We start from the raw sequence: 15,680 nt of genomic DNA, 5'->3' as shown, positions 1-15,680 counted from the left end.
CTTTACGATGATTTAACTAAATATGTTGATGAATCGAAAACTGGAATTCAAAATAGATCAAAAGCTTCAATTGAAAATAAAAAAGAAATAATTAAAAATACACGTTTAAAAGTTAGAGCAATCATTGATGAAAAAGTAAATTCAATTAAAGGTGTTAGAGCTAAAGCACATGAACTTAAGGTAGTAGCACTGAAACATCCAGAATTAAACTCAGCAGTTGGTAATGATTTTGAGCAAAACGCAATTACAGCTCTAACTGATATGCCAACAATTGACTATACAAATGCAATTGTTGAGATTAAACGTCTAGACTCTGCTATTGCCAAGGCAATTGCAGCTAATACCAAGGCTATAAAATCCATTTATGAAATTCAGCATAAAGCAATAAATTCTCAGTACAATGCAGCTAACAGTTTAGTTGAATCAATTAATGTTAAGGATATTTGAACAACCACAACATCAAATAAATATAATGAAATTAAGACATTACTAACTTCATTAAAAGAATACTCAATTCAAAAAAACTATCAGGATGATGCCCTTAAAAAATTCGCTGAACTTGAAACAACTCACAACTTTGTAACAGAATATCTAAATAGAAACTTAGAATTAGTTGCTGAAGCAAAAGAAAAAATAAGCACGTTTAAAACAAGCGCTAAAGGCGATATTGAATTGATTTTAGGTGATAGTGGAAAAGTTAAGAAATTTATTGATTATGTGAGTTCAAAAGATATAATTACCAGCTCTCAACCACAAGCCTCAAACCCTGCTAAAAGCAAACTTGAAGAAGTCGGTTTCAGTGATATTAAAGGAATTTATGATCGTGTAAGTTCTGAATACAACGCAAATAAAGATATAAGCTCATTAAGTTTAACTGACCAAAATGTCAATGAAATTCAAAAACACTTATTAAATTCGAAAAAATTAATTGAAGAAATAGATTCATTCTTCAGTAAATTAAAAGAAAAAACTACTGAATTTTTAAGAGTTCGTGATACAACTGATGAAATAATGAATTATGTGTTCAAAGAAGAACATCGTGCTGATGGTCGAAGAACCATTGATGCAATTTACAATCCAAAAAGAGATGAATTAAAATCTGAAGAACAAAAAATTACTAAAACTAAAGCTGACAACTTTATTTCAGATTCCTTTATTAATTCAGTAGAAAATGATATTTTTGCAAAATTATATGATTTCAAAAATATTATGAGTACTGATGGAGTTAAATCAGCATTTAAAGCAATTCTAAACACAGAAACTCCTGAGGTAAAAAATACTGTTTTACCTTCTGAATTTAAAAAAGAATTAAAAGCAATTACGGATCAAGCCACTGGTAATACACTTGAAATCACTTACAATGATCGCTTATTGCAAATGTTTAATAAATTTGGCAATACAACTATTGATAATTCAGCTAAATTCAACCCAGTTTATGTAAAAGTATATTTAGTTAAACATACTTCAACAAACGAATGATTCACAGAAGATTCTAAAAATGAAACCAATCAAAATGTAAAAATTAAAGTTAAATATGAATACAAACCTGATAATTTGAATATTTTTGCTGATGATTTGAAAGGTTTTGACGATGAAAAAGAATACACAATCACTTTAACGAATGCTAAATCACTAGGTTTAGCAAACAAATCAAGACATATTTTCTATGGTGATAAAAATGAACACGGCTATAATGCTAAACAAGTGATTGGGAACGTTGGCGATCTTGGTTGAGATGTAACAGAAAAAGATAAAGTTATTGAAAAAGTTGTCCAAAAAATTTCGAAAGCATTCGGAATCGAAAATGGTAAATCAATCTTGATTAGCCATGGCGAAAATAAAATTTATGACTTGGTTAAAGCAGGAGTAAATAATAATCAATCTGGTTCATTAAATGAAAAATCAGAACTAAATCTTGAAAAATCTAACATCAAATTTATTTTCCCTGAATTTCATATTTATCAACAATCTAGTTCAATAAACTCGTTTAATAGCAAACAATATGTGAGTTTATCAGCTGATAATAAAACAATAACAGCAAAAATTATAGTGCCATCAAACTTAATTGTTGGTAAGCAAAACTGAAGAGAAAACAAAAATTCAATTCACGCAGAAAACGGCTTGATTGACGATAGTAAGGCAATGCCGTCAGCATTAATTAATACTATTAAATTTAGTTTTGATTATGATCAGGATAAAAAAGATATTTCAATGTATATTTCGCATTATGACTCTTATCATTTAGCAAAACATAAAAGTTTACAAGCAGATGGAATATTTAAGGTTGAAGGTGATAAAGTTATTCAAAATGATGTGAATAATGGTAACAAAACCACATACATCTGAACAGGTGATCAATTCGCTAAATATTTAGCAATTCACGAGAGTGAATGAGACGCTTCAAAAGTGAGTCAAATTAAAGAAAAATATGCAACTGCAGGTACAGATTTAAATCGAAAAAAACACGGCAACGGCTACTTAGGTAAAGAGATTACAGGCAAATTCTGAGTTAAAAACCCTCGTTCTGCTGGTGAATATATTAAAACAAATAGCGAATCCCAACCACAAACACAACAAACTCTAAATGGTACCGATATGGCAGCTGTGTTTAACTCGGGTATTGAAATCTTTAAATTTGAAGACATTAAAGAATCTTAATTTAAGCAAAATAGTTATTATAAAATACGTGCGAGCGCGCGTATTTTATTTATAATAACAGCAATAAATTACAACAACTCTTATTGGTGTATCAATATAAATTAGGCATGAAAATTAAATTAATTTAGGATGAGCGTAATTAATTGGAGTAAATAAAGCGCTTTACAACCGTAATGAAAAAGTTATTTTTTAGCTCAAATTTTTGGTAAAAAATGACTTTTTGCTACAACTCTTTTTGGCGGTTCGTACTGCACTAAAATATTTACAAATTTTATTTTGATAATTTTATTTTTATTGTAGAATATAAAAGCAACTATACGATGAAACATGAGGTTGTTAAGTGGCCATTTGTTGTTGAGGACCGCTTAAGAAATTTGTGTGGAGTATGTTCGCTAGATGAACAAAGGAGACAACAAATGAGCAAAATTAATATCAAATTAAAAGCTTTCGAACATGAACAACTTGATTTTGCTGCAAAAAAAATCGTTGAGATTGCACAAAAAAACAATGTTAAGTTCTCAGGACCTGTAGCTGTGCCAACTAGAAGACACGTAGTTACTATCCTTAGATCAGTTCACATCAATAAAACATCACGTGAACAATTCGAAGCTAGAGTACACCAAAGAATTGTTACTCTAATTAATGCAGATGCTAAAACTCTAGACCAAATTCGTCGTTTTGAATTTCCAGCTGGAGTACAAATTAGCGAAATTAAACAAAGTAAATAAATCCAACTTCAAATGAAGCAATGGTCGCTAAAAAACTAGCGTGGAGGAAAATATGAAAGGAATCTTAGGACGTAAAGTTGGTATGACTCAAATTTTTACTGAAGATGGTATTTCAGTACCGGTTACAGTAATTGAAGTTAAGCCAAATGTTGTAACAAAAGTTTTAACAGCTGATAAAAACGGTTATACAGCAACTCAGTTAGCGGTTGAAGAAGCTAAACAAAGTCGTGTAAATAAACCATTAGCTGGTCAATTTAAACAAGCAAACACAACACCTAAGCGCTACATTAAAGAAATTCGTGGCATGGAAGGCTATGAATTAGGACAAGAAGTTAAAGCTAATATCTTTGTATCAGGACAATTAGTTGATGTTACTGGTATTTCAAAAGGTAAAGGTTTTGCCGGAACAATTAAAAGATGAAACCAACACATTGGTCCAAAAAGCCACGGTGGTGGTGGTGGTTCACAACCTGTAAGACAAACCGGTTCGCTAGGAGACATCTCAGGGAACAAGGTGTTTAAAGGGATGACAATGCCAGGACATCTAGGTGCCGTACAAACTACTGTTCAAAACTTAGAAGTTGTTAAAGTTGATACAATCAACAACTTATTATTAGTTAAAGGTTCAATTCCAGGACCTAAAAAATCATTAGTAATCATTAAAGAAGCTGTTAAAGGATTACCATCTCACAAACCTGTTGTGTTAGTGGATGTCGATGAAGTTCTAAAAATGAACGATTTAATTGAAAGAGCTAAAAAAGTTAACATTGAAGTTAAAGTTGGAATGCATTCAAGCGAATTAGAACCAATGATTATTGAAGCAGAAGCTGCTTTAGCTAACGCAGAAGGAGATAAATAATGGCTGTTAATAAATTTTATTTATCAGAAAAATTTGACAAAGACCAAAATTTAACTTTTAGCGTTAAAAGAGAAGGTTTAAAAACAGCAAGAAACTACAAAACTTTTAAAGAAGCTCTAGAATACTTTACAAAATCAGCAGCTAAATTAGAAGGTGAATCGAGAGTTTGATTCCAAATTGATGGCCAATTCTTAGGTTCGATTCCAGTGTATAAAGTTGAAACCGTATTATCAACTTTAGAAGCTAAATCAGTAGCTGATAGAGATGCAATTAAATTCTTAAATGATGAAAAACTAGTTGATTCAAGCGAAGCCAAAGCTAAAAAATCAACTACTAAAAAAGCCGAAACAACCACTGTTGAGAAAAAAGCGAAAGTGGCAAAAGTTGATGAAAATGCTAAATTTAATTTTGACACAAGCAAACTACCAGCTGAGGTATTCGGTTTAGAAAAAATTTATGAACAAGCAATTTTTGACACAATTTTGTCAGAACGTGCTTCAAGAAGACAAGGAACCCACGCCGTTAAATCACGTGCTGAAGTAAGGGGTGGTGGTAAAAAACCTTGAAAACAAAAAGGTACTGGACGTGCTCGTGCTGGTTCAACTAGATCTCCTATTTGAGTTGGTGGTGGACGTGCATTCGGACCTCGTGTTGAACGTAATTACACATTAAAAGTTAACAAAAAAGTTAAAAAAGCCGCTTTCTTCAGTGCTTTAACATTATTAGCGAAAGATAATGCAATCGTTGTTGATGATTTTAGCTTAGACAAAATTTCAACTAAGGATGCAGTTGCTAAATTAACACAAATGAATTTAGCGAATGTAAAACATGTTTTAGTGGTTTCAAGTAATGATGTAGTTTATAGATCATTGTCAAATGTTGTTAACGTGGCAGTAATCAAACCATCATCAGTAACTGTTGAAGCTTTAATTTGAGCTGATGTAGTTATATTATCAAATGAAGGGTTACAAACTTTCGAAAGGAGAGCTAAATAATGGAAAAAACTCAAGTTATTCGTAGACCAATCCTAACCGAAAAAACCCAAGTTCTACTAGAACAAAACAAATATACATTTGAAGTTGATTGAGCCGCTAACAAATTCCAAATTAAAAATGCAGTTGAATTTATTTTCGATGTAAAAGTGGTTGATGTTAAAACTATTAAAGTTGATAAGAAAGCGAAAAGAGTGGGACGTTTCAACGGTTTTACAAACCGTTATAAAAAAGCGGTAGTAACTTTAGCAAAAGATGACAAAATTGTTTTCTATGCTAACGAAAATGAAGCTCAAGACCAAGCTAAAGCCGAAGCTAAAGCTGAGAAAGTGAAAGCTAATAAAGCTCAAGACCAAGAAGTTGAAAGCAAATTAGCAGAAAAAATTGCTGCTAAAAAATCAAAAAAAACAGCTAAAGAAGCTGAAAAAGACAGCAAATAAGAGGACTAAGTAGCTGCTTAAAAGACAAGTGCCTCGAATATTTTTAAGCAAGGAGAAAAGACAATGGCAATTAAACATTATAAGCCAACGACAAATGGTCGTCGTAATATGTCATCTCTAGACTACGCCCAAAACCTTTCAGGACATGCTCCTGAAAAGTCATTACTAGTAATTTTGAAAAAGAATTCAGGTCGTAATAACCAAGGAAAAATTACTGTAAGACATCACGGTGGACGTGTTAAGAGATTTTATAGAATTGTTGACTTTAAACGTAATAAAGACAACATTCCTGCAATTGTTAAATCAATTGAATATGACCCAAACCGTTCAGCTAATATCTCATTATTAGCTTACGCAGACGGTGAAAAAAGATACATTTTAACTCCAAAAGGATTAAAAGTTGGTCAAAGTGTTATTTCAGGTGACCAAGTGGATATTTTGGTAGGTAACTCATTACCTTTATCATCAATTCCAGAAGGTACATTAGTTCACAATATTGAAATGCAACCAGGTGGTGGCGGAATTATCGCTCGTTCAGCTGGTACAAGTGCTCAAATTTTAGGTAAGGATGACAATGGTAAATATGTTGTTTTACGTCTAAAATCAGGAGAAACTCGTCGTATTTTAGCTCGTTGTCGGGCAACAATTGGTGAAGTAGGTAATGAAGAACACTTACTAGTCGATTTAGGTAAAGCTGGACGTAATCGTCACAAAGGTGTGCGTCCAACTGTTCGTGGTTCTGTAATGAACCCAGTAGATCACCCACATGGTGGTGGTGAAGGTAAACAACCAATTGGACGTAAGTCACCACTTACTCCATGAGGTAAAAAAGCTCTTGGTGTGAAAACTAGAAAAACTAAAAAATCTTCAAACAAATTGATTTTAAGAAGAAGAAAGGATGCTAAATAATGGCACGTAGTCTGAAAAAGGGACCATTCGTTGATGACCACTTAATGAAAAAAGTTGTGGCCATTGTTGAAAATGGTGCGCCTAAAAAACCAATTAAGACTTGATCGAGACGTTCAACAATCTTCCCTAACTTTGTTGGTTTAACATTCCAAGTTCACAACGGTAAAAGCTTTATTGATGTTTATGTAACTGATGATATGGTTGGACACAAGTTGGGAGAATTCTCACCAACACGTAATTACACTGGTCATGGTGCTGATAAAGGTAAAAAATAATGCAAGCAAAAGCACATATTAAAATTCAACGTGTTTCAGTACGCAAGGCTGCTTTAGTAGCTGCTCTATTTAGAGGTAAAGACGTACGTGTAGCATTAGGTATTTTACAAAATACAAACAAAAAAGCAGCTCCATTATTCATCAAGTTAATCAATTCAGCAATTGCTAATGCAACAAACAACCACGGAATGGATGCATCAAAATTATTTGTTAAAGAAGTTATAGTTAATGAAGGTCCAACACTAAAAAGATTTCAACCACACTCACAAGGTAGAGCATTTTCAATTTTTAAACGTACTTCAAACTTATCAGTAGTTTTAGAAGAAAGATAGGAGCATAAATATGGGACAAAAAGTTAATCCAAATGGTTTTCGTTATGGTATTACCAAACCATTAAATACAACCTGATTTGCTGATAAAAAAGATTTTGGTACTCAACTTGTTCAAGATGACAAAATCTACAAATTCTTCGATAAATTAGTACGTAAATACCAAATTGGTCAAGTTGAAATTAAAAGAGTTCAAAGCGGAAAAATCACAGTTTATCTTCATGTTGTGCACCCAGCCAAAATTTTAGGCGAAGGTGGTAGCAATATTCAAGCCCTAAATCTACAATTACACAAATACCTAAAAGACAAAAAAGCGGATATTAATTTACAAGTTGTGCAAATCGCCAAACCAGAACTTAATGCTCGTTTAGCTGCTGAAGCAATTGCGATTCGTCTAGAAAATCGTGAAAGTTTTAGAATTGCTCAAAAATACATTATCAATGATGCCTTAAAAGCACATGCTAAAGGTATTAAAACTGCTGTTTCAGGCCGTCTAAACGGTGTTGATATGGCTCGTACAGAAGGATATAGCCGTGGAGAAATGAAACTTCACACTCTACGTCAAGATGTTGATTACGCACAAGCAACAGCTCGTACAACATATGGTGCAATCGGTGTTAAAGTTTGAATTTCTAAAGGTGAATTTTTGGAAGGGGGTAAAAAATAATGCTTCAACCAAAAAGAACCAAATACCGTAAACCTTTTGTATTACGTCACGATAAACGTAAAGCGCACAAAGGAAATAAAGTTTCTTTTGGAGAATTCGGCTTACAAGCAATTACTTCTTCATGAGTAGATGCTCGTCAAATCGAATCGGCTCGTATTGCGATTACTCGTCGTATGGGTCGTGAGGGTCAAGTTTTTATTCGTATCTTCCCTCACTTTCAAAAAACCTCAAAACCAATTGGTGTTCGTATGGGGTCAGGTAAAGGGTCTCCAGATAAATGATATACACCAGTTAAAGTAAATACCATGATGTTTGAAGTTTCAGGTGTTAAAGAAGATATTGCTCGTGATGCTTTGCGTTTGGGCGGGCACAAATTACCTGTTAAATGAAGAATTGTAACCAAAGAGGAGATCAATAATGAACTTTAAAGATATTAAAGCCAAACCAGTTGCGGAAATTAAAGCTTTAGTTAACGATTTAAAAGCTGAATTATTGACCTTACGTTTTAAAAACGCAACTGGACAATTAGACCAAAGCCACAAAATTAAAGCCATTAAAAAAGATATTGCTAGATGCCTAAGTGCCTTAACACAATTACAAGGAGACAAATAATGCAAAGACTTACCACACGTAAAACCCTTAGCGGTAAAGTTACTTCAGTTCGTGGTGACAAAACCATTTTTGTTGAAGTTGAAAGTTACCGTTCACACAACTTATACTCAAAACGTTATAGAGTGGTTAAGCGTTTCGCAGTTCACGATGAAAAATTGCTTGCTTCAGTTGGTGACATCGTTACAATTATGGAAACACGTCCACTTTCAAAAACCAAACACTTCCGTTTAGTAGAAATTAAACACAAAGCCCAAAGAGGTGAAGAATAATGGTTATAGAATTATCAAAATTAAAAGTTGCAGATAACTCTGGAGCTAAAGAAGTTGGTTTAATTAGAGTATTAGGTGGTTCTCGTAAAAAAACAGCTAACATTGGTGATATTATTGTTTGTTCTGTGAAAAAGGCATTACCTAATGGTGCAGTTAAAGAAGGTCAAGTTGTTAAAGCAGTTATTGTTAGATCGCGTTATGGTGTACGTAGACCAAACGGCTCGCACATTAAATTTGATGACAATGCAGTAGTTATTATTAAAGAAGATAAATCAATGCGGGGAACTCGTGTGTTTGGACCTGTAGCACGTGAATTACGTGATAAAGGTTATTTAAAAATTGTTTCACTAGCACCCGAAGTATTGTAGGAGTATCTATGAAAATGAAATTTAAAGCAAACGATGAAGTTATCGTAATCGCTGGCGCTCACAAATGATCACAAGGTCGTATCATTCGTGTTGATGCTAAAAATAACACTGTATACATTAAAGATGTAAATATGCAAACTAAACACAAAAAACCTTCACAAGCTAGCGACGGTGCAATTAAAAGACAAGAAGGCCCAATCCATGCTTCGAATGTGGCCGTAGTGGCAAAAAAAGGTACTAAAACATCCGCTCCTGTTGTATCAAGAATTGGTTACAAAATTGACAAAAACGGCGTTAAAACAAGAATTATCAAGAAAACTGACAAGGAATATTAATTATGAATTTAAAAAATCATTATATTGAAAAAGTGGTTCCTGCTCTAAAAGAAGAATTCAAATTTTCTTCAATTATGCAAGTGCCTCGTCTTGAAAAAATTGTTTTAAATATGACCGCAGGTAAAGAAGTTACAAACTCAAAAGCTATTGAAGAAGTTTTAAACGAATTAACACTGATTGCTGGGCAAAAACCTTACCAAACAGTTGCCCGTAAATCAAATGCATCATGAAAATTAAGAGAAGGTATGCCGATGGGAGGAAAAGTTACTCTTCGTCGTCAACAAATGTGAGACTTTTTAGAAAAATTAATCCACATTGCAATGCCTCGTATCCGTGATTTCCGCGGAGCTAATCCAAAAGCCTTTGATGGTAGAGGAAATTACTCATTAGGAATTAAAGAAGAGATCATTTTCCCAGAAATTGATTTTGACAAAATTAGAAGAATTAAAGGTTTAGATGTTCAATTAATCACTTCAACTAATTCAGATGTTGAAGCTCGAAGATTGCTAGAATTAATTGGTATTAGATTTGCTAAAGGAGATAAATAGTTATGGCCAAAACATCACTAAAAGCAAAACAAAAAAAACATGCTAAATTCTCAACACGTGCTTACACACGTTGTGAATTATGTGGTCGTCCACATGCTGTTTTAAGAAAATTCAAAATTTGCCGTATTTGCTTCCGTGTGAAAGCACACGCAGGACAAATTCCAGGCTATAAGAAAGCGAGTTGATAATTATGTTTATTACAGATCCAATTTCAGACATGATTGTGCGCATTAAAAATGCCAACCAAAGAAGATTTAAAACAGTAAACATTCCTTTTTCAAAAACTAAAGCCAAAATTCTAGATATTTTACTAAATGAAGGTTATATTCAAGCTGTTAACATTAAAGGTGAAGGTGTTAATAAAGAATTAGAAGTAAGCTTGAAATATAAAGGTAGCCAAAGAGCGATTATTGACATCAAACGTATTTCAAAACCAGGACTAAGAGTTTATTCAGCGGCTCAAGAATTACCAACTGTTTTATCAGGTTATGGTACAGCCATTGTTTCTACATCAAAAGGAATGATGACTGAAAAACAAGCACGTAAGGAAAATGTTGGCGGTGAAGTTATCGCTATCATTTGATAGGGGGGAGTTATGTCACGTGTTGGAAACAGAATCTTAACAATCCCTGCTGGTGTTGAAATTAATTTAGACGGTACAATGTTTAGTGCAAAAGGGAAATTAGGAACATTAAGCGCTAATTTCTCACCACTAATCGCAATTAAAATTGAAGATGGCAAAATTAGTACACTACGTGCTAATGAAGAAAAAACAACTAAACAACTACACGGAACAACTAATGCTTTAATCGCTAACATGTTAGTTGGTGTTTCAAGCGGGTTTAAAAAAGAACTTGTGATTAAAGGGGTTGGTTACAAAGCAACTCTAAAAGGTCAACAATTAGAATTAGCAGTTGGTAAATCACACTTAGAGTTGCTTGATATTCCTAGCGACGTGCAAGTTGAATTACCAAAACCTACCGAAATTATTTTAAGCTCAATTTCAAAAGAAAGTGTTGGACAATTTGCCGCAATCGTGCGAGCAACTAGAAAACCAAGCCCTTATTCAGGAAAAGGTGTCGCTTACAAAGATGAGATCATTCGTCGTAAAGAAGGAAAAACTGCTGCTAAGTAGTGAAAGGATAAAATATGGCTATATTATCAAGAAACCAAGCGCGTCAAAAGAAACATTTACGTGAGCGTCAAAGCATTATTGGTACAGCTACCAAACCACGTCTATGTGTTTTTAAATCGCACCAAAACTTTTATGCCCAACTAATCGACGATGCTAAAGGAGTTACTTTAGCCTCAGTAAGCACTCTTACTCTTGAAAAAGGAATTTATCACGGTAACATTGAAGCGGCTGCTCAAGCTGGTAAAGAAATGGCTACTAAAATTGAAGCTTTAAAATTAAGTGAAATCGTTTTCGATCGTGGAGGTTATATCTACCATGGTCGTGTCAAAGCTTTTGCTGAAGCGGTAAGAGAAAACGCCAAAGGAGTTAAATTCTAATGACAGAAATTAAAAATGAACAAGTTGTAAACGCAGTAGCTACTCAAGAAGTTGTAAAACCAGTTGAAAAAGCTACTAAAACCCGTAGTGCAAAACCTACTCGTGAGCGTACTCGTGCTCCACGTCGTAGCCAAAATGTTGATAATGAATTTGGCGAAAAAGTAATCGCAATTTCGAGAGTTTCAAAAACCGTTAAAGGTGGTCGTAGATTCTCGTTCTCAGCTTTTGTTGTAGTTGGTGACAAAAAAGGCCGTGTTGGCTTTGGTCACGGAAAAGCTAATGAGGTTCCAGACTCAATTAAAAAAGCAGTTAAAGATGCTAAAAACAACTTAATTACATTACCAATTTTAAATGGTACAGTACCACATGAAAACCAAGCTAAATTCTTAGCGTCAAAAGTTATGCTAAAACCAGCCGCTAAAGGTACAGGGATCGTTGCTTCATCAACAGTTCGTGCAGTAGTTGAATTAGCAGGTTATACAGACGTTTATTCAAAAACATATGGTTCACGTTCAAAATCAAATATTGTTCGTGCAACTTTAAAAGCCCTAACTCAAATGCGTACCCCAGAACAAATTGCTGACATTAGAGGTAAAGAAGTTAAAGATTTATTAAATTAATTAGGCTAATAGCAACTTGAAACACGATTTTCAAAAGTACTATTATTAATTAATTTAAAAAAGGAGAATAATGAGCATTTCATTAAGCAAACTAAAATTTACCCCAGGTTCACGTCAAGACAAACATCGTGTTGGTCGTGGTCATGCAGCAGGGAAAGGGAAACAAGCAGGTAAAGGGCAATCTGGACAAAATAAACGTCACGGTCACAGACCGGGATTTGAAGGGGGTCAAACTCCTTGATTCCGTCGTATTGGTAAACGTGGTTTTACAAATGTAAACCACATTGAATTCCAAGTTGTTAATATTCAAGATCTTGAAGCTAGATTTAATGATGGCGATGTAGTTGATATTGCTGCTTTATTCGCTGCTAATTTAATCAAAAGAGTTTTACCAGTTAAAATTCTTGGTAATGGTAAATTAAGCAAAAAACTTAATGTCGAAGTTCATGCTGCTTCCGCTTCAGCGATTGAAGCTATTCAAGCAGCTGGCGGAGAATTTAAAGAACTTTAATTCCACAACAAGCTTTAAAGGCTTGTTTTTTTATTTAAATTATTTTCATAATAAGATTTAATATGTACAATAATTTAAATAAATTAATACGTTTTCAACCTGAAATGAAATAAAGGAGTTAAAATGCGCAAAAAAATATGGATTCCAACTACTATTGCAATTACAACTGCTACGACTGCGACGGTTGTGGCAGCAATTGGGGTTGGGATATGAGGTAAAAAAGATCCAGGAGATTCTAAAATGTTTTTAAATCGTTTTCAATACTTAAAAAAATCTCCCCAAAAAATTGAATCACAACCTATTAGCTCTCCACAACAAAATATAGCAACTCCTAAACCAAAAATTAATGAAGAACCAATTTTACCACCAACCAAAATCCAACCCCAAAGCATGGATGAAAAAATCAACCCGACACCTCAACCAAATCGAACTTTAACGCCAATTAAACCCCCAATCATTACCCCAAAAAAACCTTTAACCACATCTCCTAGTCGCGTTTTACCCAATAAATATAATCCGCCTAGATCTATACCGAATGAACCAAAACTTAATTTTGCTCCGCCCGCCAAGCCAAAACCAACAACTCCTAAATCCACTATTAAAATAAATAAAGAATTACCATCACAACCAAAAGTTCTAACTCCAAAACCAAAAAATAAAAAAACTATAGCCTGAACTAAATTAAATCCCCCAATCCCAATCGAAAAAGAGTTGAGTAAGGAAGAAATTAAAAACGGCTTAATTAAACAGTTGGACTGATTAGCTAAAAACGAAAATAATATAACCCAGCAAGCCAAGGATGAAGCATTTCGCGTTCTACCAAAATCTAACGGGATTGAAATTTATGATACTAAATTAGAAATTTTGTTTGGCAATGATAAATATGAACCTTTATTAACAAGCTTTTTTACTAAACAATGATCAAATACTAAAAACATAAGAAGAATTAAAACACTTTCAAAAGAGTTATGAAAAGCATTTTTCAATAATGAATCACGAGAATGACTTGGTGGTGTTGAAAATGTGGTTAAAATAATTAAAGAAACATCGATAAAAAATTTTATTGATAAGTGATATTAAAGTTGGTTTTAAGCCGACTTTTTTTATTTATTAAACTTAGAAAAAAATTATTTAAAAAAACTAAAAAAATATTTTGCCTTTGTTAAAAATAATGTATATTTATATCAACGTCTGATTTGTTGGGCGTTAAATAAAAAAACACAAAAAATTAATAAAATTCTTTTAATTAAAAAATATTGTGTTATCATATTTGAGCAACTTGTTATTGTTGCAAACGTTCTTTGAAAACTAGATATATAAACATGACGAAGTCAATTTTTTCGAGAGTTTGATCCTGGCTCAGGATGAACGCTGGCTGTGTGCCTAATACATGCATGTCGAGCGAAGTACTTGTACTTAGCGGCGAATGGGTGAGTAACACGTACTCAACGTACCCTTCAGATTGGCATAGCGGTTGGAAACAACCGATAATTCCAAATACTCGTTTTTATCGCATGATAATTACGTAAAAGACGCCTTTAAAGCGTCGCTGGAGGAGCGGGGTGCGCAACATTAGCTAGTTGGTGAGGTAACGGCCCACCAAGGCAATGATGTTTAGCGGGGTTGAGAGACTGAACCGCCACACTGGGACTGAGATACGGCCCAGACTCCTACGGGAGGCAGCAGTAGGGAATATTCCACAATGGACGAAAGTCTGATGGAGCGACACAGCGTGCAGGATGAAGGCCCTATGGGTTGTAAACTGCTGTGGTAAGGGAATAAAAAACAGTGTAGGAAATGCCACTGTATTGAATGTACCTTATTAGAAAGCAACGGCTAACTATGTGCCAGCAGCCGCGGTAATACATAGGTTGCAAGCGTTATCCGGAATTATTGGGCGTAAAGCGTCTGTAGGTTGTTTGTTAAGTCTGGCGTTAAATTTTGGGGCTCAACCCCAAACCGCGTTGGATACTGGCAAACTAGAGTTATGTAGAGGTTAGCGGAATTCCTTGTGAAGCGGTGAAATGCGTAGATATAAGGAAGAACACCAACATGGCGAAGGCAGCTAACTGGACATATACTGACACTGAGAGACGAAAGCGTGGGGAGCAAACAGGATTAGATACCCTGGTAGTCCACGCCCTAAACGTTGATCATTAGCTGATGGGGAACTCATCGGCGCAGCTAACGCATTAAATGATCCGCCTGAGTAGTACGTTCGCAAGAATAAAACTTAAAGGAATTGACGGGGACCCGCACAAGCGGTGGAGCATGTGGTTTAATTTGATGCTACGCGTAGAACCTTACCCACTCTTGACATCTTCTGCAAAGCTATAGAGATATAGTGGAGGTTAACAGAATGACAGATGGTGCATGGTTGTCGTCAGCTCGTGTCGTGAGATGTTCGGTTAAGTCCTGCAACGAGCGCAACCCCTGTCCTTAGTTACTAACATTTAGTTGAGCACTCTAAGGAGACTGCCTGAGTAATCGGGAGGAAGGTGGGGACGACGTCAAATCATCATGCCTCTTACGAGTGGGGCAACACACGTGCTACAATGGCCAGTACAAAGTGAAGCAACCTGGTGACAGTGAGCAAACCACAAAAAACTGGTCTCAGTTCGGATTGGAGTCTGCAACTCGACTCCATGAAGTCGGAATCGCTAGTAATCGTAGATCAGCTACGCTACGGTGAATACGTTCTCGGGTCTTGTACACACCGCCCGTCGAACCATGGGAGCTGGTAATGCCCGAAGTCGGTTTATTAACAAACTGCCTAAGGCAGGACTGGTGACTGGGGTTAAGTCGTAACAAGGTATCCCTACGAGAACGTGGGGATGGATTACCTCCTTTCTACGGAGTACAAAGTTGTTAAATTAACAACATTAACCTTTATTAGTCTAGACCTACTTATTTTTAGCAGTCATGGCTTGTTAGGTCGCAAGCAATATATCTAGTTTTGAGAGGACATCTCTCAAAATGTTCTTTGAAAACTGAATAGTAAATATTTTAAAATATTACAACGACATCAAAATTGAATAAATTTGGTTT

Annotated in this window: 22 protein-coding genes and 1 rRNA gene; all 23 read left to right on the top strand. The window is 34.7% G+C overall.

The features are described 5' to 3' along the window. Positions 1–261: 261 nt before the first annotated feature. The 23 genes from MCFN_RS02365 (at position 262) to MCFN_RS02255 (ending at position 15,482) form a co-directional block, all read left to right on the top strand. Complete coding sequence (locus tag MCFN_RS02365) at positions 262–2,658, top strand: hypothetical protein (protein WP_038561973.1); 2,397 nt, start codon at positions 262–264, stop codon at positions 2,656–2,658. Between the two features lie 416 nt (positions 2,659–3,074). Next, entirely contained in the window at positions 3,075–3,386 is a 312-nt protein-coding gene (gene rpsJ, locus MCFN_RS02360) for a 30S ribosomal protein S10 (RefSeq protein ID WP_038561971.1), read from the top strand. Positions 3,387–3,438: 52 nt separating this feature from the next. After that, positions 3,439–4,245: a 50S ribosomal protein L3 gene (rplC, locus tag MCFN_RS02355; RefSeq protein WP_038561969.1), complete on the top strand. Its 807-nt coding sequence runs from the start codon at positions 3,439–3,441 to the stop codon at positions 4,243–4,245. Further along, positions 4,245–5,240 (top strand): 50S ribosomal protein L4, encoded by a 996-nt coding sequence (gene rplD / locus MCFN_RS02350; protein ID WP_038561967.1) that lies wholly within the window; start codon positions 4,245–4,247, stop codon positions 5,238–5,240. The genes rplC and rplD overlap by 1 nt, the downstream gene beginning before the upstream one ends. Beyond that, positions 5,240–5,677, top strand: a complete 438-nt coding sequence (rplW, locus tag MCFN_RS02345) for a 50S ribosomal protein L23 (protein ID WP_038561965.1) — start codon at positions 5,240–5,242, stop codon at positions 5,675–5,677. Before rplD ends, rplW begins: the two co-directional genes overlap by 1 nt. A gap of 63 nt (positions 5,678–5,740) precedes the next feature. Further along, positions 5,741–6,586: a 50S ribosomal protein L2 gene (gene rplB, locus MCFN_RS02340; protein WP_038561963.1), complete on the top strand. Its 846-nt coding sequence runs from the start codon at positions 5,741–5,743 to the stop codon at positions 6,584–6,586. Further along, positions 6,586–6,861 carry a 30S ribosomal protein S19 gene (gene rpsS / locus MCFN_RS02335; RefSeq protein WP_038561961.1) on the top strand — a complete coding sequence of 92 codons (276 nt, stop codon included), beginning with the start codon at positions 6,586–6,588 and terminating at the stop codon, positions 6,859–6,861. The genes rplB and rpsS overlap by 1 nt, the downstream gene beginning before the upstream one ends. Then, the gene (gene rplV, locus MCFN_RS02330; protein ID WP_038561958.1) at positions 6,861–7,193 is read left to right on the top strand and encodes a 50S ribosomal protein L22; all 333 of its coding nucleotides are present in this window, start codon (positions 6,861–6,863) and stop codon (positions 7,191–7,193) included. The genes rpsS and rplV overlap by 1 nt, the downstream gene beginning before the upstream one ends. Before the next feature lie 10 nt (positions 7,194–7,203). Beyond that, positions 7,204–7,857, top strand: coding sequence for a 30S ribosomal protein S3 (gene rpsC / locus MCFN_RS02325; RefSeq protein ID WP_038561956.1), 654 nt, complete (start codon positions 7,204–7,206; stop codon positions 7,855–7,857). After that, positions 7,857–8,285 (top strand): 50S ribosomal protein L16, encoded by a 429-nt coding sequence (rplP, locus tag MCFN_RS02320; protein ID WP_038561954.1) that lies wholly within the window; start codon positions 7,857–7,859, stop codon positions 8,283–8,285. The genes rpsC and rplP overlap by 1 nt, the downstream gene beginning before the upstream one ends. After that, positions 8,275–8,469: a 50S ribosomal protein L29 gene (gene rpmC, locus MCFN_RS02315; RefSeq protein ID WP_038561952.1), complete on the top strand. Its 195-nt coding sequence runs from the start codon at positions 8,275–8,277 to the stop codon at positions 8,467–8,469. The genes rplP and rpmC overlap by 11 nt, the downstream gene beginning before the upstream one ends. Continuing rightward, positions 8,469–8,738, top strand: coding sequence for a 30S ribosomal protein S17 (gene rpsQ, locus MCFN_RS02310; RefSeq protein WP_038561949.1), 270 nt, complete (start codon positions 8,469–8,471; stop codon positions 8,736–8,738). The genes rpmC and rpsQ overlap by 1 nt, the downstream gene beginning before the upstream one ends. Beyond that, positions 8,738–9,106 carry a 50S ribosomal protein L14 gene (rplN, locus tag MCFN_RS02305; RefSeq protein WP_038561947.1) on the top strand — a complete coding sequence of 123 codons (369 nt, stop codon included), beginning with the start codon at positions 8,738–8,740 and terminating at the stop codon, positions 9,104–9,106. Before rpsQ ends, rplN begins: the two co-directional genes overlap by 1 nt. 8 nt (positions 9,107–9,114) lie before the next feature. Beyond that, a complete protein-coding gene (rplX, locus tag MCFN_RS02300; protein WP_038561945.1) occupies positions 9,115–9,441 on the top strand; it encodes a 50S ribosomal protein L24 in 327 nt (108 codons plus the stop codon). A gap of 2 nt (positions 9,442–9,443) precedes the next feature. Then, positions 9,444–9,989, top strand: coding sequence for a 50S ribosomal protein L5 (gene rplE / locus MCFN_RS02295; protein WP_038561943.1), 546 nt, complete (start codon positions 9,444–9,446; stop codon positions 9,987–9,989). Between the two features lie 2 nt (positions 9,990–9,991). After that, positions 9,992–10,177, top strand: a complete 186-nt coding sequence (locus MCFN_RS02290; protein WP_038561942.1) for a type Z 30S ribosomal protein S14 — start codon at positions 9,992–9,994, stop codon at positions 10,175–10,177. Positions 10,178–10,179: 2 nt separating this feature from the next. Continuing rightward, positions 10,180–10,575 (top strand): 30S ribosomal protein S8, encoded by a 396-nt coding sequence (gene rpsH, locus MCFN_RS02285; RefSeq protein WP_038561939.1) that lies wholly within the window; start codon positions 10,180–10,182, stop codon positions 10,573–10,575. A gap of 9 nt (positions 10,576–10,584) precedes the next feature. Continuing rightward, positions 10,585–11,124, top strand: coding sequence for a 50S ribosomal protein L6 (gene rplF, locus MCFN_RS02280; RefSeq protein ID WP_038561936.1), 540 nt, complete (start codon positions 10,585–10,587; stop codon positions 11,122–11,124). Positions 11,125–11,138: 14 nt separating this feature from the next. Beyond that, entirely contained in the window at positions 11,139–11,501 is a 363-nt protein-coding gene (gene rplR, locus MCFN_RS02275; RefSeq protein WP_038561933.1) for a 50S ribosomal protein L18, read from the top strand. Beyond that, positions 11,501–12,121: a 30S ribosomal protein S5 gene (rpsE, locus tag MCFN_RS02270; protein ID WP_038561930.1), complete on the top strand. Its 621-nt coding sequence runs from the start codon at positions 11,501–11,503 to the stop codon at positions 12,119–12,121. The genes rplR and rpsE overlap by 1 nt, the downstream gene beginning before the upstream one ends. Before the next feature lie 70 nt (positions 12,122–12,191). After that, positions 12,192–12,632: a 50S ribosomal protein L15 gene (rplO, locus tag MCFN_RS02265; protein WP_038561927.1), complete on the top strand. Its 441-nt coding sequence runs from the start codon at positions 12,192–12,194 to the stop codon at positions 12,630–12,632. Between the two features lie 123 nt (positions 12,633–12,755). Continuing rightward, positions 12,756–13,712: a hypothetical protein gene (locus MCFN_RS02260; protein WP_038561924.1), complete on the top strand. Its 957-nt coding sequence runs from the start codon at positions 12,756–12,758 to the stop codon at positions 13,710–13,712. Between the two features lie 256 nt (positions 13,713–13,968). Then, positions 13,969–15,482: ribosomal RNA gene (locus MCFN_RS02255) — 16S ribosomal RNA — on the top strand. Positions 15,483–15,680: the final 198 nt, after the last annotated feature.

It is taken from the genome of Mycoplasmopsis californica (genome assembly GCF_000695835.1).
GTDB lineage: Bacteria > Bacillota_I > Bacilli_A > Mycoplasmatales > Metamycoplasmataceae > Mycoplasmopsis > Mycoplasmopsis californica.
The sequence above is the reverse complement of the archived record's forward strand: the minus strand, read 5'-3'. Positions and strand labels throughout refer to the sequence as shown.